The sequence below is a fragment of the Streptococcus mitis genome, from assembly GCF_905187495.1.
Taxonomy (GTDB): Bacteria; Bacillota; Bacilli; order Lactobacillales; family Streptococcaceae; genus Streptococcus; species Streptococcus mitis_CU.
Genome location: NZ_CAJJIB010000094.1, coordinates 24,536 through 43,459, shown reverse-complemented (window position 1 = coordinate 43,459; position 18,924 = coordinate 24,536). Strand labels below are relative to the sequence as shown.

Below are 18,924 nucleotides of genomic sequence, written 5' to 3'. Positions count from 1 at the left end.
CACAAAATGATGAATACAATCCAACCGCAATAGCGCAAACAGTGGAACATGACCAAGTACCATTGGCAAAAGATAGCGTGAATAATGTTAAAGATTTACCAGAAGGTACAACATTTGAATGGAAAGATGGACGTATTCCAGATACTTCTAAACATGGAAATAAACTAGGAGTAGTAACGGTAACATATCCAGATAAGAGTACAGAAGATATTGAAGTTACAATTACTGTAAATCCAGAAGATTTTACTCCAGTAGTTCCAAAAGAAAAAGTACCTGTGAAAGATCCTGAGAATCTAACGCAAGAAGAACAAGATAAAGTGAAGGAAAACGTGAAAAAAGCAAATCCTGGAAAAGACGTAACTGTTGATTCAAAAGGTAATGTAATAATCACGGATCCAGAAACAAAAGTTAGTCATAACATACCTCGTGATGAATTGTTATTTGCATATTCAAAAGGTGTACCAGAAACACGAGAAGAAGCACCAGAATTCAGTGGAGGAGTAAGCACACCAGATTCTCCAGTGAATGAAGTGCCAGAATTTAACAGTGGAGTGAATGGAGAGCCAGAAACACAACCAGAAGTACCAGAATTTAGTGGAGGAGTAAGCACACCAGATTCCCCAGTGAATGAAGCACCAGAGTTCAATGGCGGAGTAAATGGTGAATTACCAGATCCGATTGAAAGTCCAAAAGTCAAACTAATTATGACAAGATGGATTGATGAAAATGGTAAAGAATTGAAACCAGCGGATGCCAAAGCACCAAAGGTATTAGGTGAAGCCAATGAAGCATTTGAACATGGTGAAATTGAAGGGTATGTATTTGTAAGAACAGAAACTAAAGGTGATGTTGTAACTCACATCTTCAGGAAAGTGAGTCCAGTTAGACCAACAGGTGACGGTCAACAAAGACCAGTTACACCATCTGATGATACAAATCCTAGACCGGATATTGCTACCCCTGCTGAGGTGCCAGCTACTCAACCGACTGGACAACCAAGTCAAACAGCTGCAGTGCCTGCTCAATTGCAGAATGAAGTGTCAGAAACTAATCCATCAGATTCTCAACTGCAAGCAGTATTGCCAAATACTGGTACAAAAGAAGATCCTGCTACAGGTGCATTAGGAGCTCTCTCCCTTCTTGGCGCATTTGGTTTGCTATTTGCTAAAAAGAAAAAAGACGATGAAGAGGAAGCTTAAATAGATGATCTCATCTGATCATTAGTAGTTTTCCCTACATAAAGTCTTTGTAAATCAAAAAGAACTAGAAAAATCACTCATTTGTGAGAATTCTAGTTCTTTTTTATGGCTAAAAGTCTGTTCGATTGTCTGTTTTATATTCAATGAAAATCAAAGAGCAATCTAGGAAGCTAGCAGCAGGTTGCTCAAAGCACTGCTTTGAGGTTGTAGATAAGACTGACGAAGTCAGTAACCATATATCTACGGCAAGGCAAAGCTGACGTGGTTTGAAGAGATTTTCGAAGAGTATTAATTAGTGATGACTAGATCGCATTGACCAAGTCTTCCGCTTGTTTTTCAAGTGAGTTTAGGACTGTTTCTTCAAGAACCAATTTTCCGTCTGCCCAAGCAGAGTCATTAACACGTGCAGCAGTGAAATCACCAACGATTTGCGTACGGATAAATGGCAAGAGGTCCTTGTAAATAGCGAAAAGTTGATCGTGACCGGCATTAGCTACAGATGATACTGTGACAAACTTGTCTTGAAGGGCAGAAGCACCACGTGTATCAGATAAGTCAAGGGCACGAGATAGCCAGTCAAGCAAGTTTTTCACTGTACCAGGGATAGAGAAGTTGTAGACTGGAGAGAAGATCCAGATAGCATCCGCAGCGAGAACCGCTTCACGAGCAGCAGCTACAGCTGGATGTGTTGGAACTTCCAAATCTTGGCTAAAGAGAGGAAGGGCTGAATAATCGAGGTAGCTAACTTCCGCTTTACCAGCAAGTGCTTTCTCAGCTTCGAGAGCCATTTGGTGGTTGAAAGAACCTTGACGTAGTGATCCGACGATAAATAATACTTTTTTAGACATGATGTGTCTCCTTTTTCTTAAATTTCCGAGAAGTCTCTCGTTGTTACGGAATATATTACAACAAAACAAAAGGACTTGCAAGAAATTTGCTCAGAGTTTATTTGAAAATTATAAAATTGCTGAAACTTAGTCACTTGCTACTGGAAAAGTAAGAACTGTTTTTTGGATTCTGGTTTGCTTTGAAGGAAGAAATAGAATTGGTTTCTTATACTCAATGAAAATCAAAGAGCAAACTAGGAAGCTAGCCGCAGGTTGTACTGGAGTACGGTAAGGCGAAGCTGACGTGGTTTGAATTTGATTTTCGAAGAGTATTCTTATATTCACTTGTAATAAAGCCCAATAGATGGTAAAATAGACGAGTGAAAAAAAGACAAAAAAAAGCAAAAAATAATCTACTGTGGCAGTATGGTCTAGGGATGACGATTTTGTTTGTGGTTATCAGTGCTTCCTTTCTGTATCTGGTTTCTCTCGGCATGAAACCCTATCAAGCAGCTAAAAGTGAAGGAGAAAAATTAGCTCAGCAGTATGCAGGATTAGAGCAGGCTGATCAGGTTGATTTATACAATGGCTTGGAATCTTACTACAGTGTTCTTGGTCATAATAAACAGCAAGAATCACTTGCTGTCCTGATTGGTAAAGATGACCATAAGATTTACGTTTATCAGCTAAATCAAGGTGTTTCACAAGAAAAAGCAGAAGCGGTTTCTAAGGAAAAAGGAGCAGGCGAGATTGACAAGATTACCTTTGGCCGTTATCAAGACAAGCCAATCTGGGAAGTCAAGTCAGGCTCTAATTTTTATCTAGTAGATTTTGAAACAGGAGCATTGGTCAATAAGGAGGGCCTATGAAACTATCCAAGCGTGTTTTAGAAATGGAAGAAAGTGTCACTTTAGCTAGTGATGCGAGAGCAAAAAAATTAAAAGCTCAAGGTAAGGATGTCCTTTTCTTGACCTTGGGACAACCAGATTTTCACACTCCTGAAAATATTCAGGATGCAGCAGTTAAAGCTATTAGAGAAGGACAGGCTTCCTTCTATACAGTAGCTTCAGGCCTACCAGAATTAAAAGCTGCGGTGAATACCTACTTCGAGCGCTACTATGGCTATTCTGTCGCAAGTAACGAGGTTACCTTTGCTACAGGTGCCAAGTTCTCCCTCTATACTTTCTTTATGGCTGTAATCAATCCTTTAGATGAGGTTATTATTCCAACTCCATACTGGGTTAGTTATGGAGATCAGGTCAAGATGGCAGAAGGGATTCCAGTCTTTGTTCAAGCTAAAGAAGACAATGATTTTAAAGTCACAGTGGATCAACTAGAACTAGTTAGGACAGATAAAACAAAGGTTTTGGTTCTCAATTCACCATCTAATCCGACTGGTATGATCTATACTCGTGAAGAATTACTAGCTATCGGAAATTGGGCAGTTGAGCATGACATTCTGATTTTAGCTGATGATATATACGGTCGCCTTGTTTATAATGGAAATGAATTTGTTCCAATCTCAAGTCTATCAGAAGCCATTCGCAAACAAACCATTGTCATTAACGGTGTATCAAAAGCTTATGCCATGACGGGTTGGCGGGTAGGTTATGCGGTAGGTGATCCTGAAATCATTGCAGCTATGAGTAAATTGACGGGACAAACAACTTCAAATTTGACATCTGTTTCTCAATATGCGGCTATCGAAGCCTTAACAGGACCACAGGATTCTGTTGATACCATGCGTAAAGCTTTTGAGGAGCGTCTCAATACCATTTATCCGCTATTATGTGAGGTCCCTGGTTTTGAAGTCGTTAAGCCACAAGGAGCCTTCTACCTCTTTCCAAATGTTAAAAAAGCCATGGAGATGAAAGGTTATACGGATGTGACTGACTTTACAACAGCTATTCTTGAGGAAGTTGGTTTGGCACTCATAACAGGAGCAGGCTTTGGAGCGCCAGAAAATGTCCGCCTCAGCTATGCGACAGACTTAGACACGCTTAAAGAAGCAGTTAAACGCTTGAAAGCATTTATGGAAAAATAAAAGAAAAAGAAAAGGAAAAATAATGACAAAACGTGTAACGATTATTGATGTAAAAGACCATGTTGGTCAAGAAGTGACGATTGGAGCTTGGGTTGCTAACAAATCAGGAAAAGGGAAAATCGCCTTCTTGCAATTGCGCGATGGAACAGCCTTCTTCCAAGGTGTAGCCTTTAAACCAAACTTTGTAGAAAAATTTGGTGAAGAGGTAGGACTTGAGAAGTTTGATGTTATCAAACGCTTGAGCCAAGAAACTTCTGTTTATGTGACAGGTATTGTCAAAGAAGACGAACGTTCTAAGTTTGGCTATGAATTGGACATTACAGACATCGAAGTAATCGGTGAATCTCAAGACTACCCAATCACACCAAAAGAACACGGAACAGACTTCTTGATGGACAACCGTCACTTGTGGCTACGCTCTCGTAAGCAAGTAGCGGTGATGCAAATCCGTAACGCTATCATCTACGCAACTTATGAGTTCTTCGACAAGAACGGCTTCATGAAATTTGATAGCCCAATCCTTTCAGGAAACGCGGCAGAAGATTCAACTGAACTCTTTGAAACTGACTACTTCGGAACGCCAGCCTACTTGAGCCAATCAGGTCAGCTTTACCTAGAAGCAGGTGCGATGGCTCTTGGTCGTGTCTTTGACTTCGGTCCAGTATTCCGTGCTGAAAAATCAAAAACACGCCGTCACTTGACTGAGTTCTGGATGATGGACGCAGAGTACTCATACTTGACACACGATGAATCACTTGACTTGCAAGAAGCTTATGTGAAAGCTCTTCTTCAAGGTGTTCTTGACCGTGCGCCTCAAGCCTTGGAAACCTTGGAACGTGATACAGAACTCTTGAAACGATACATTGCAGAGCCATTCAAACGTATCACTTATGATCAAGCCATTGACCTCTTGCAAGAGCATGAGAATGATGAAGATGCTGACTACGAACATCTTGAGCATGGTGATGACTTTGGTTCACCACACGAAACTTGGATTTCAAACCACTTTGGTGTGCCAACATTTGTCATGAACTACCCAGCAGCCATCAAGGCATTTTACATGAAACCAGTTCCTGGAAATCCAGAACGTGTGCTTTGTGCAGACTTGCTCGCTCCAGAAGGCTATGGAGAAATCATCGGTGGTTCTATGCGTGAGGAAGACTACGATGCCCTTGTGACTAAGATGGATGAACTTGGCATGGATCGTACAGAATATGAATTCTACCTTGACCTTCGTAAATACGGTACAGTTCCTCACGGAGGATTTGGTATCGGTATCGAACGTATGGTAACCTTTGCAGCAGGAACAAAACACATCCGTGAAGCTATCCCATTCCCACGTATGTTGCACCGTATCAAACCGTAAATAAATATATAAAAGTAAAAGGTCAAATTGGCCTTTTATTTTTTATGATGAAATTACATAAAACATCGATTGATATATATATATATATAGAAAAATCCTCATATTTTGTACATAAACGTAGACAGTTTAGTTGAAATAATGTTATAATGTAAATTAGGGATTAAGTACCTAAGTGTAGCTGCTTTAATGTATAAATTAAGCTGGAAATGGAGGCGTTGTTTAAATACTTGGGTGTAATTCCGCAATTAAAATTTATTTAAAAAGGAGATAATATGTATTCAAGAATGGACAAATACCACGGACAAAAGGTCCAACGCTTTTCAATCCGTAAGTATAGTTTTGGTGCAGCATCAGTAGCTGTAGCAGCCTATATGATGTTTGGTGGAGCAGCAACTGTTCAGGCTCACGAGCAAGATCCAACAGCTACAGTGACTAGCGAACAAGTAAATCCTGATGCTGGAAATCAAGCAGATTCAAGCAAGCCTCAAGCTTCAACATACACTGCTACGCCAACTGTGGAAGCACAAACAGCTGAGCAACCAGTAGCCCCAGCTCCAGCTCCAGCAACACCAGCTCCTGAGGCATCACCAGCAGAAACACCAAAAGCTGCAGAAGCACCAACTGAAACACCAAAAGCTGACACAAGCAAGTTGGAAGCAGCTATTGCTCGTTTAGAAGCAGCTTTAGAAAAAGCAGCATCAACTGAAAAAACAGCTTCAGCAATTGAGTCTGCAAAAGCAGAATTAGCAAGTGCAAAAGCTGTAGTTGCAAATGAAGCTGCAACAAAAGAAGAAGTAGCAAAAGCTACATCAGCAGTAAACGGTAAAGCTTTCGTTATTGAAAGTATGCCAAAAGCAACTGCAGACAAGAAAGAAGAAAAAGAAAATAAAAACCAAGATCCACGTAATGGACAAGCCATTCCTGGACAAGGTGAAAGTGGATTTAGAGCAGTAGATACAACTGCAGCTAACTCAGCAGAAGAAGCAACTAAATATAAAGGTGAAAGAGATAAAGCTTTACCTGAATTACAAGCAAATATTGATAAAGTACAAGCAAAACTTGATGCAGAAAAAGCAAAAGATGCAAATAAAAAAGATCAAGCAATAATTGATACTTATACTAAAATCATCGAAAAAGCTAAAAAAGTATTAGCAGATGCAAATGCAGCGGATGCAACATCAGCTCAAAAAATGAGCCAACAAGCAGAAGCAGTTAAATCTGAACGTGACTTATTAGCGCTATACTTAAACGGAAAAGCTGAATTAGGTGCTCCAGTAAGTGAAAACCACGCTGCTTATGGTAACAACCCTAAAAACGGTGTCTTTGAAAGCTTAAGAAAAGGTTTCGGAGACAAAGTAACATTCACTGATGCTGATAAAAAATCAGAAACAATTGCTACTCAATATGAAAGTGGACGTGATATTACTAATAAAGTAAACAATGCTCCAAACGCAAAAGATCCAATCGGTAGTGCAACCTATAACTGGCAAGAAAAAGCTATTACAAAGGCTGACGCAGAAGCTGGTATGTTAAATGGTTGGAAAATTGAAAAAGGGGACAAAGTTAATGCGGTTAAACCACTTGATGTAACAAAAGTTACAGATAAAGATGGACAACCAAGTACACGTAATGTACCTAAATCAAAAATCTATTCAAATGATGGAGAATTGAAAAAATATCAAACATCAGGTGAAAAGAGTTATGTAAATGGTAGTGGTGCTGTTCCTTCAGTAACACCTACTATTGATGTAATGAGAACGAATGCCTTTGGTGAAGTGAAGGACCGTGATTACTATCTTGAATTAGGAAGTAAAGGTACAACACTTTCGAAAGAATTCGATGTAAATGGAAATTCTCGTCTAAATGTTAACTTAATTCATAGTGCTGCATATGGTGGTTCAACATCAACATCATCAGGTGAAAGAGTTAAATTAACAATCGTAGATGCATTCACTGGTAAAGAAATCAAACCAGTTGAAGGTAAAAATGGTCCTTTATCAACTGAACAAGCTGCTCTTGCTGCTAACGGATGGAACCACCTAGACCGTATTTATGATATTCCAGCTGAAACAACTAAAATTAAAGTGTTAATTGAAGCAGGAAGTCAAGGAACAAATAGTTTAATTAATGATAACAACATCAATATTAAAGATGGTTACTTAATCGGTGGTATTGGTATCGCAACTGCACCAGCTGCTGAAGTAGTAACAAACGTTCGTTCAGATGGTAAAACAGGTGAATACGGATATACAAAAGATACAATCTATGATAAAGGCCAAAAAGGTAACTTTGACATTACAATTAAAAACACTGGTGGAATGAATATTGACTACTATGCTGCATCAAATGTTGAAGTAACAGTAGAAGTTCCTAAAGGTGTAGTATTAGAAGATAAAATCTACAATGCCAATGGTGGATCAAACTGGTTAGGAAATGTTTGGGCAAATACTATCAAATGGGTTCCAAATGATCCAAGTGATAACTCAAAAGGTGGAAAATTAACTTATAACGTACCAGCAGGAAACCGTATGGCTGCTGCAGAGACAAACTCACGTACAACAAGCATTCCATTTACAGCTGCAGATAACTTCGTAGGACCAGCTGACTTTAAAGTTACAGTTAAGAGTGGTTTCGGAGACACAGATGCTGAAGGTAACAGACTTTACTCTTATACTGCAAATGGATTAAAACCACCTTATGAAAATGAATTTAACCGTAATGGTTTAGCAGATTCAGATAATCCTGATCACAAATATGGTAAAGTAATCTTTATCAATAGTTTACAAACTAATTCAGTAATTACTGTACCAATTAACACGAACGATGATCAATTAAAAGCAATTGCTTATGCGAAAGCTCAAGAAGCGATTAAATCTCCAGAGTTCACAAAATTATTAACAGACGTTACTGGTACAGCTGCATTAGGTGATTCTAATGGTTCAACTTTTGTTAATAAAGATGATATCGCAATTACGAAAGTTGCTGAAGATGGACGTGGTGTTGTTAAAGTACCTGTAACTTATACAGTAGATGGTAAAACTTATGAAACAACAGTTGATATCGAAGTAAACGTTGTAGAATCTAAGACAAAACCTATTGTAGTATTTGAAGGTGATAAAATTACACCTGCTAGCGTTAAAGAAAAAGTTGAGCCAAGTGAAATTGATGGTAAAAAAGGTACAGCTAATGAACCAAAAGCAACTGATATCTTTAAAACGGATGGAAAAGCTGGAGAGTCAGGATTAAAAATTCCAACAACAGTTACTCACAATGTAGATGGAACTGAAGTTACAGAAAATGTAACAGTACCAGTTACTGTTCTTCCTAGAACAGAAGGTGCAGTTGACGTACCTAAAGGAGCTACTCCAGATAAAGTTAAGGATACTTTAAAAGCTAAAGCAGAAGAGTTAATTAAAACTCCTGACTTCCCTGAAAAAGTGCCAGAAGGATATACAGTTACTGTAGGAGAAGTTCCTGAAATTCCTGCTGATATTGCTAATAAAAAAGGTGAACCAGTAGTTGTAAAAGTTCCAGTAACATTTACATCACCAGACGGAACAACGTATACTTCAGAAATTCCAGTAACAGTAAATGTTAAAGGTTCAGAAGTGAAACCTGTATATGTTGTAGAAGGAAATCAACCAAAACCAGCTGATGTTAATGAAGCAGTTACACCTGATAAAGGTGGAGATTTAACTCCTGTAACTGAAGCTGACATCAATAAAGACGTTCCTACGGATAAAGTTAAAGTAGGAGCAACTGATTTGTCAGTTAAAGCAACTGTTAAATACCCAACTGGTGATGAAACTGTAGACGTTCCAGTTAAAGTATTACCAAAAGCAACACCAACAGGTGTAACAGTATTGAAAGATACTGATGACACAGCTCTAACAAATGCTGTAAAAGAAAAAGCGAATGAAGCAGTAAGTAAATTAACAAACTTACCAGCTGGAATTACGGCATCACTAGATGAAAGAGAAACTTCTTACACATTACCAAAAACAGATTCAAATGGGGACAAAGATACAGTTCCTGTAAAAGTATTATATAAAGATGATAAAGGTAATGTTGTTGGTGAAGACACAATTAACGTACCAGTTAAAGTAGTAAGCTCAACACCAAAACCAGTAGTCGTATTTGAAGGTGACACACCAAAATTAGACAAAGATTCAGTTACACCAGGTGAAGGTGGAAAAGTCGGAGAACCAACATCAGTTCCATCTACAAAAGATAAAGCTGGAGCTACAGATGTATCAGTAGATGTACCAGTAACTTACGATGATGGCAAAGTAACTGAAACAGTTAAAGTTCCAGTAACAGTATTACCAAAAGCTGAAAGTGAAGTAACAGTAGCTAAGAATACAACTCCAGATAAACTGAAAGAATTAGCAAAAGATAAAGCTAAAGAAGCTGTTGAAGCAACAGACTTCACATCTAAATTACCAAAAGGTGCAACAGTAACTGTTGGCGATGTGACTGAAGATGTATTAGCTAAAATAACAGCTGAAAAAGGTACAAACACAGGAACTGTTAATGTGCCAGTAACCTACACAGTTGATGGAAAAGATTACACAACTACAATCCCAGTAACAGTAAATGTTAAAGGTTCAGATGTAAAACCTGTATACGTTGTAGAAGGTGATAAACCAAAAGCTGAAGATGTAAACAAAGCAATCACTCCTGATACAGATGGAACTAAAACACCTGTAACTGATGAAGAAATCAACAAAGCTATCCCTACAACAGAAGGTAAAGTAGGTTCTCCAGATGTTAAAGTTACTACTAAAGTAACTTATAAAGATGGTGGAGACGAAGAAGTAACAGTACCTGTTACAGTATTACCAAAAGTTAAACCAGAAGGTGTAACAGTACCAAAAGATGCTGATAAGACTGAATTAGCAAAAGTTGTTAAAGAAAAAGCAGAAGAAGCAGCTAAAAAACTTGAAGGTCTTCCAGACGGTGTAACAGTTACAGTAACAGATGTTAATACAACTCCTGGAACAGATACTGTAGGTAAACAAACTCCAGCAACTGTAACAGTTGAATACAAAGATAAAGATGGAAACAAAATCACTAAAGTGATTGAAGTACCAGTAAACGTTGTGTCTTCAACACCACCATCAGTAGTAGTATTTGAAGGTGACACACCAAATTCTGAAGAAATTAAGAAAGGTATTACACCAGGTGAAGGTGGAACAGTAGGAGACCCTACAAAAGTTCCATCTACAGTAGGAAAAGCAGGGGATAAAGACGTTGAAGTAGAAGTACCAGTAACATACGGAAATGGTAAATTCAAAGAAAACGTTAAAGTTCCAGTAACAGTACTACCAAAACCAAAAGCTGGAGAAGTTGTTGTACCAAAAGATCTTTCAGAGAAAGAATTAAAAGATAAAGTTGGTAAAGATGCAGAAAATGCAATCAACAACGAAGAATTCAAGAAAAAACTTCCTGAAGGAGCAACTGTTAAAGTTGATTTAACAAATGTTACAGTACCAAAAACTTCAGAGCCAGGAAAAGCTGGAGAAGTAGAAGTACCAGTGATTTACACTGTCAATGGTAAAGAGTACAAAACAACAGTTAAAGTACCAGTAACAGTGGTTGAAGGTAAAGAACAACTTGTACCCAAAGGTGATACTCCAGATCCAAAAGATAACATTACACCAGGAAATTACCCAGAAGGAGCTACATTCGAATACGATACACCAGTAGATACTTCTAAACCAGGTAAAAAAGAAGCTGTTGTTATTGTTAAGGATAAAGATGGTAAAGAAATTGTACGAGTTCCTGTAGTAGTGAATGTGGTAGAACCAAAAGTTACTCCAATCATTGTTCCAGAAAGAACTAAATTAACTAAAGAAGATGTAGAAAAACACATCGAAATTCCAGGAGTAACTGGATGGGAAATCGTAGGGGAACCTGAGTTTCCTGAAACATTCCCAGCTGGTGTAAGACCATCAGCAACAGTTACAGTTAAATTACCAAACGGTAAAACAATGAAAGTACAAGTACCAGTAATTGCTACACCAACTGTAACACCAATCGTTGTACCTCAAGGAACAACAATTACACCAGATGATGTGAAGAAACACGTTGATATTCCTAAAGAGTCTGGATGGGAAATTATTGAAGTTGGAGAAATCCCAACAACAGAAACACCTGGAGATAAAACAGCGGTTAAAGTGAAGGTGAAATTACCAACTGGAGAAGTTATTGAATTAGAAGTACCAGTAAAAGTAACACCTAAAGAGTCTACAGATCTTATTCCGGCACCAGTTCAGCCTGATCAAGTTGTGACTTACTATGTAGATGAAAATGGTAAAGCTATCTCTCCAAGCGAAAACGGCGCACAATCTCCTAAGGCTGTTTCTGGATATGAATACCAAACAACTACAAAAGATCCAAATGGAAATCTTGTACACCACTACAAGAAAGTGGCAACGCCACAACCTGCTGGACCAACTGCTCCTGAACAACCTGCAGCTCCAACAGCTCCAGCAGAACCAGGACAACCAGCAACACCAAATCAAACTCAACCAGCGGCACCAGCTCAAGCAGATGTAACAGTAGCAACTGATACAACTGCTAAACCAGCAACACCTAAATATGTTGAAGGTCAAAAAGAATTGCCTAACACAGGTACAGAAGCCCATGCAGGCCTAGCAGCACTTGGACTTCTTGGAGCTCTTAGTGGATTTGGACTTCTTTCTCGCAAGAAAAAAGAAGACTAAAAACTTATAGTTTTTGAGAAGATGATTCGTCATCTTCTTTTTTTTATGTCAAGATTGAAAATATTATATATTTATTTTAGTATAAGTGCATTATTTGTATTTTTATGCAATATATATATATATATATATTCAAGTATCTTTGGGAAGAGTTTGATGATATTATTTTTTTGTACCTAGGACACAAAAATAATATAAATGAATCGAGTATAAACGAGACATATTTATGGACAAGTTAATTTTATTTATGATAAAATAAAAGAGTTGTTTTTATAAAAACCAACATATATATTTATATGTAATCATAAAACTTTTAGATTGAGATAAACAGGAGAAAACATGTATTCAAGAATGGAAAAATACCATGGTAGAAGAGCCCAGCGCTTTTCTATTCGTAAGTATAGCTTTGGCGCTGCTAGTGTCCTTTTGGGAACGGCACTTGTTTTAGGTGCTAATGGAGTGCAAGCTGATGAGACTCTACCAGTAAATCCGGCTACTTCTGATATTGCAGCTACAAATAAGAAGGATGCAGACTCTGCTTTAACAACACCTGTTGTTGAAGAACTTCCAGAATTAAAGATTGATGATGTAAAAGCAGAAGAAAAACCTGAAGCTAAGGAAGATGCTAAAACTGCAGCAACACCTGTAGCAGAAAAAGAAGTTACTGAAGAGACTGCAGAAAAAACTGGTAAAAAATTAGAAACAGATGTAAAAGAAAAATCTGACAAAGAGCAAGCTGATAAAAAAGAAGCAACTAAAGAAAAAACTGACAAAGAAGCATCTGAGAAAGTTGAAACAGAAAAAGCACAAGATGATGTTAAGACAGTTCTGACTCAATTGACTTCAGAAGCTGAGGTTATGGCAACAGTAGCCTCAAACTTCTCAGATAAAGAAGTGAAGGATGTTGAAGCTAAACAAAAATTGTCAGCTGCAGTTGCTGCAGTCAAGCTTGAAGCAGTAGCATCTAAAGGTTTACTTTCATCTGATGCTTCTAAAGACCAGATGGTAGCCCAAGTAAATCGTCTTTCAGCTGCCATCGAAGCAGTCTATGCTGAAATGAAACGTGCAGGCCATGCAGGTAAAGTAGAAGCAGTATTGGCTGATACTGCGTCAAAAATTACAGGTAAAGATGTTCTTAAAGACGGAGAAACAGTTAATGCTGTAACAAACGCTTATGTTGAGATGAATGCTGATAACACTAGACCTACAGGATGGGGGATTGATACTACTATTAGTACATCTACACTTAAAGCGGGTTCTATTACAAAAATTGAACTTACTAACTTAGCTGAGCTAGGTGCTGGTTTGGCAGTAAATACGGAAATCAGAGCGACAGATGGAACAGTAGTTGGTAAAGTTAAATCTATCGACTTTAAAACAACTACAGGAAACAACAATAACAAATCTGTACCATATTGGGCGCAACGTACACAACGTGGTATGACTTATGATCAGCGTGTTGCTGAGCAACCAGCGGTAGCTAACGAAACTGGTACATATACTTACAACATCGAGTGGAACGATAAAGTAAAAGACTATCCGAATGTGTCGTTTGGAGCGAGTAATTTATCGGGTAATGGATATTTAGCACCAGAGATTTCTAAAGATACTCCTTATACAGCTACTATTAAGATAGATGGACGTACAGTTCTTGAACATACTTATACAAGAAAAGGTCAACAGGCTAACTATCAAAAACAAGGTACTAGTGTATCACTAAGTGAAAACAATGGATTGACATACCTTAACAATGAGCAAATAGGTAGAAGTGATTCAATCGTATTAAAAACTGATTCAGATGTTCGTTATGGAGTAGGATCTAAATTCACTATTAAACTTCCAAATGCAGATTTTACTGAATTTAAAGAACTTGAAGGAAGTTCTAACTTTGTAAATGGATTAAATACAGCTTCTACTATTAACCCTAATAAAGGAGATAGTATTACATATCGTCCTGCCAGTCGTTGGGCTAATGTTAAAGCTAACGAAAACAACGTTTGGATTCTGAATGATGGTCGTGACACTGGATTCACATTAACACCTAAGTTAATTTCACCAACAGAACTAGAACTTACGGTTACAGAAGGAACTATTCAAGAAGGTTCTACAGTATCTATGCCTTTACAATCTTTAGGTATTGAAAAAGTAATAAAAGACAAAACTTTAACAAGTGAATATTCTAATATTACTTATGAAAATGGATTAATTAAACAAGGTTATGTAGGAAACGATAAAACTGCAGCAACTCTTACTGTATCAGGTGGAGAATCTGTTAACGGTGAAAAAGAAGATGTTACAACTACAGTGCCAAACGGTTGGAGTGTTGTAGGTGATGGTAAAGTTCAAGGTGAGCCGCCAACAGGAGCTGTTGTTAGAACATTCAAAGATTTAGTGACAGGTGAAGTTATAGGTTTCGAACCAACAAGATATACGGGGAATATTCCTTTAAGTGAAGATGGTTCAAAAGATTATACTAATGTACTTGGAAACAAATATGATGTAAGTAATGATCCCGTAGACTTAGTTAAAGAAGTTAATGGAGAAGAATACATTCTTGCAGACCTTCCTCCTGAAAACGCAAAAGGAACACTAAGTGTTACGAAGACAAGAGCAAGAGATTTATATTCTGAAGAAGAATTAAAAGCTAAAGGTATAAATGGATCTGCATTTGTTACCCCAGCAGAATATGATTATGTTAAGAAAACAAAAGTAGAAGAAGTAAACCGTACAATTAAATTTGTGTATGCGGATGATGTTAAAGACCTTGCAGGTACAGAAGTATTCCCATCAGAAAAACAAACTGTAAGCTACACAGGTTCAATCAAGTTAACTGCAGAAGGTAAAGCGGTAATTAACTCTAATGACAGACCAGTTTATATTAACTGGAAAGGAACTGATGGACAAAGCACTGATCTTCCAGAACTTGCAGTACCTCAAAAAGAAGGTTACATCGCAAGTGTAGAAAAAGTTCCAGTACAAGCAACAACAGCTACAGATGAAGATTACGAATATGTTGTTAAATACACAGCTATCCAAAAAGCGAAAACAACATTTGTAGATGAAAAAGGAAATGCAATTCCAGGGGTAGCTGAAATTACTGAACAAGGTGGATCAGAAACTCCATTAACAAAAGAAGATGAAGTAAAAGCTAAGATCAAAGAACTTGAAAACAAAGGATATGAATTAGTATCTAATACATATCCAGAAGGTGGTAAGTTCGATACGGATAAAGATACAGATCAAGAGTTCAAAGTAACATTAAAACAAAAAGAAGTTACAGTAACACCAGATCAACCGAAAACACCAGGAACACCAGTAGATCCAAATAACCCAGAAGGACCTAAATACCCAGCTGGATTAGAAGAAAAAGATCTAAACAAAACAGTAACACGTACAATCACATACGTATACGAAGATGGAACTCCAGTATTAAATGAAGACGGAACACCAAAAACAGTAACACAAGAAGCTAAATTCACACGTGAAGCAAAAGTAAACTTGGTTACAGGAGAAGTTACATACGGAGATTGGTCAGAAGCTAAAGATTTAGCTGAAGTTAAATCACCAGTAGTAACAGGTTTCTTAGCTGATAAAGCAAGTGTTCCAGTAGTAAATGTAACTGGAGATTCAAAAGATATTACGGAAGTAGTAACATACAAACCACTAGGATCATGGATTCCAAATATTCCAGGTAAAACACCGACACCAATCAAATATCCAAATAATCCAAATGATCCAACAAAACCAGGAGATAAACCAATTCTTCCATACGAACCAGGTATGACTCCAAAAGATGGAAATGATCAACCACTAAAACCAGTAGATCCAGCAGATCCAACAAAAGGATATATCGTACCAGATCTTCCAACAGATCCAAGTCAAGACACACCAATCAACTACGTAAAAGATACGCAAAAAGCGCAAACAACATTCGTAGATGAAAAAGGAAATCCAATTCCAGGTGTTGACGCTATTACTGAACAAGGTGATTCAGATACACCATTAACAAAAGAAGCTGAAGTAAAAGCTAAGATCAAAGAACTTGAAAACAAAGGATATGAATTAGTATCTAATACATACCCAGAAGGTGGTAAGTTCGATAAAGATAAAGACACTGATCAAGAGTTTAAAGTAACACTTAAAGCTAAAGAAGTTACAGTAACACCAGATCAACCAAAAACACCAGGAACTCCAGTAGATCCAAATAACCCAGACGGTCCTAAATACCCAGCTGGATTAGAAGAAAAAGATCTAAACAAAACAGTAACACGTACAATCACATACGTATACGAAGATGGAACTCCAGTATTAAATGAAGACGGAACACCAAAAACAGTAACACAAGAAGCTAAATTCACACGTGAAGCTAAAGTCAACTTGGTTACAGGTGAGGTTACATACGGAGACTGGTCAGAAGCTAAAGACTTACCTGAAGTGAAATCACCAGTAGTTAAAGGATACTTAGCTGATAAAGCAACAGTACCAGCTACAAAAGTAACTGCAGATTCAGAAAATACTAAAGAAGTAGTAACCTACAAACCAATCGGATCATGGATTCCAAACATCCCAGGTCAACCAACAAACCCAATCAAGTATCCAAATGATCCAACAGATCCAACAAAACCGGGTCAACCAACAGAAACATTACCATACGTACCAGGATTCACACCAGAAGATAAAGATGGTAATCCGTTGAAACCAGTAGATCCAAACGATCCAACTAAAGGATATGAAGTTCCAAGTATCCCAACAAATCCAGGTGAGGATACACCAATTAACTATGTAGCTAACAAAGCTAACTTGGTAGTTAAATATGTAGATGAAAATGGGAAAGAACTTCTACCAACAGAAACTAAAGAAGGTAAAGTTGGTGATGACTACTCTACAAGTGGAAAAGTTATTACTGGCTATGTATTGGACCGTGTAGAAGGTGAAGCTAAAGGTAAGATTGGAACAGATGGAACAACAGTAACATATGTTTACAAATCACTTGGTTCATGGATTCCAAACATTCCAGGTCAACCAACAAACCCAATCAAGTATCCAAATGATCCAACAGATCCAACAAAACCAGGACAACCAACAGAAACATTACCATACGTACCAGGATATACTCCAAAAGATGGAAATGGACAACCACTTAAACCAGTAGATCCACAAGATCCAACTAAAGGATATGTAGTACCAAACATCCCAACAGATCCAAGTCAAGATACAGTAATTAACTATGAAGCTAACAAAGCTAAACTAGTAGTGAAGTATGTAGATGAAAATGGCAAAGACCTAATCCCTTCAGAAACAACAGAAGGAAAAGTGGGAGATGAGTACACAACAAGTGGAAAAGTGATTCCAGGACACCTACTTGTTCGTGTAGATGGAGATGCTAAAGGTAAGATTGGAACAGAAGGTTCGACAGTAACATACGTGTACAAACCAATCGGATCATGGATTCCAAACATCCCAGGTCAACCAACAAACCCAATCAAGTATCCAAATGATCCACAAGATCCAACAAAACCAGGACAACCAACAGAAGTGTTACCATACGTTCCAGGATTCACTCCAGAAGATAAAGATGGCAATCCACTTAAACCAGTAGATCCAACAGATCCATCAAAAGGATATGTAGTACCAAACATCCCAACAGATCCAAGTCAAGATACAGTAATTAACTACGTAGCCAACAAAGCAAAATTAGTAGTTAAATACGTAGATGAAAATGGAAAAGACTTAATCCCTTCAGAAACAACAGAAGGAAAAGTGGGAGATGAGTACACAACAAGTGGAAAAGTGATTCCAGGACACCTACTTGTTCGTGTAGATGGAGATGCTAAAGGTAAGATTGGAACAGAAGGTTCGACAGTAACATACGTGTACAAACCAATCGGATCATGGATTCCAAACATCCCAGGTCAACCAACAAACCCAATCAAGTATCCAAATGATCCACAAGATCCAACAAAACCAGGAAGTGATAAACCAGTTCTTCCATACGTACCAGGTCATACACCTGTAGATGGAAATGGTCAACCACTTAAACCAGTAGATCCAAACGATCCAACAAAAGGATACATCACTCCAGATGTCCCAACAAATCCAGGTGAGGATACACCAATTAATTACATTCCAAATGTAACTCCAAATGGGGATCAGAACGGTTATACTCCACAACCAAAACCGCAACCTGAACAAGTTGTGACTTACTATGTAGACGAAAATGGTAAAGATATCGCACCAAGTGAAAAAGGAGCACAAGCTCCAAAAGGAATTTCAGGTTACGAATACGTAACAACTACGAAAGACCCTAATGGAAATCTTGTACATCATTACAAGAAAGTGGCAACACCACAACCTGTTCCATCAACACCAGAGACTCCTGAACAACCAGTAGCTCCAGTGCAACCGGAACAACCAACAAATCCAAACCAACCTGCAGTTCCAGCACCAGCTGAAACATCAGTAGCAACTGATTCAGCTATTCAACCAGCAACACCTAAATATGTTGATGGTCAAAAAGAATTACCTAACACAGGTACAGAAGCTAACGCTAGTCTTGCAGCGCTTGGACTTCTTGGAGCCCTAGGTGGATTTGGACTGCTTGCTCGCAAGAAAAAAGAAGACTAAAAACTCATAGTTTTTGAGAAGATGATTCGTCATCTTCTTTTTTTATTTTGGTGTTTTTACTTGCGTAAAAAAATTTTTTCTAGTATAATAGTTTATTGTGAGCGAACCTCACTTACCCCTTGCAAAGTCTTGGGGTCAT

At 37.9% G+C, this 18,924-nt stretch carries 7 protein-coding genes; 6 read left to right on the top strand and 1 reads right to left on the bottom strand.

Going from position 1 to position 18,924, the window contains the following annotated elements:
* A partial coding sequence (locus JQ843_RS05665) for an SIALI-17 repeat-containing surface protein (protein ID WP_238393755.1) occupies positions 1-1,199 on the top strand: 1,199 nt, incomplete at its 5' end.
* Between the two features lie 302 nt (positions 1,200-1,501).
* On the opposite strand, the gene JQ843_RS05660 is transcribed toward JQ843_RS05665, so the two are convergent.
* Entirely contained in the window at positions 1,502-2,047 is a 546-nt protein-coding gene (locus JQ843_RS05660; RefSeq protein ID WP_203213116.1) for an NADPH-dependent FMN reductase, read from the bottom strand.
* A 359-nt stretch (positions 2,048-2,406) separates the two neighbouring features.
* On the opposite strand from JQ843_RS05660, the gene JQ843_RS05655 reads away from it, so the two are divergent.
* The 5 genes from JQ843_RS05655 (at position 2,407) to JQ843_RS05635 (ending at position 18,785) form a co-directional block, all read left to right on the top strand.
* Positions 2,407-2,895 (top strand): cell wall elongation regulator TseB-like domain-containing protein, encoded by a 489-nt coding sequence (locus tag JQ843_RS05655; protein ID WP_033686560.1) that lies wholly within the window; start codon positions 2,407-2,409, stop codon positions 2,893-2,895.
* A complete protein-coding gene (locus tag JQ843_RS05650) occupies positions 2,892-4,070 on the top strand; it encodes a pyridoxal phosphate-dependent aminotransferase (RefSeq protein WP_203213115.1) in 1,179 nt (392 codons plus the stop codon). Before JQ843_RS05655 ends, JQ843_RS05650 begins: the two co-directional genes overlap by 4 nt.
* 22 nt (positions 4,071-4,092) lie before the next feature.
* The gene (asnS, locus tag JQ843_RS05645; RefSeq protein ID WP_419991899.1) at positions 4,093-5,436 is read left to right on the top strand and encodes an asparagine--tRNA ligase; all 1,344 of its coding nucleotides are present in this window, start codon (positions 4,093-4,095) and stop codon (positions 5,434-5,436) included.
* Positions 5,437-5,708: 272 nt separating this feature from the next.
* Complete coding sequence (locus JQ843_RS05640; RefSeq protein WP_238393754.1) at positions 5,709-12,164, top strand: YSIRK-type signal peptide-containing protein; 6,456 nt, start codon at positions 5,709-5,711, stop codon at positions 12,162-12,164.
* A 336-nt stretch (positions 12,165-12,500) separates the two neighbouring features.
* Positions 12,501-18,785 (top strand): mucin-binding protein, encoded by a 6,285-nt coding sequence (locus JQ843_RS05635; RefSeq protein ID WP_203213114.1) that lies wholly within the window; start codon positions 12,501-12,503, stop codon positions 18,783-18,785.
* Positions 18,786-18,924 lie beyond the last annotated feature (139 nt).

Bases quoted from the DNA above. Each gene is read 5' to 3' on its own strand.
- asnS (WP_419991899.1), top strand. From the start codon at position 4,093: ATGACAAAACGTGTAACGATTATTGATGTAAAAGACCATGTTGGTCAA.
- JQ843_RS05640 (WP_238393754.1), top strand. From the start codon at position 5,709: ATGTATTCAAGAATGGACAAATACCACGGACAAAAGGTCCAACGCTTT.
- JQ843_RS05660 (WP_203213116.1), bottom strand. From the start codon at position 2,047: ATGTCTAAAAAAGTATTATTTATCGTCGGATCACTACGTCAAGGTTCT.
- JQ843_RS05650 (WP_203213115.1), top strand. From the start codon at position 2,892: ATGAAACTATCCAAGCGTGTTTTAGAAATGGAAGAAAGTGTCACTTTA.
- JQ843_RS05635 (WP_203213114.1), top strand. From the start codon at position 12,501: ATGTATTCAAGAATGGAAAAATACCATGGTAGAAGAGCCCAGCGCTTT.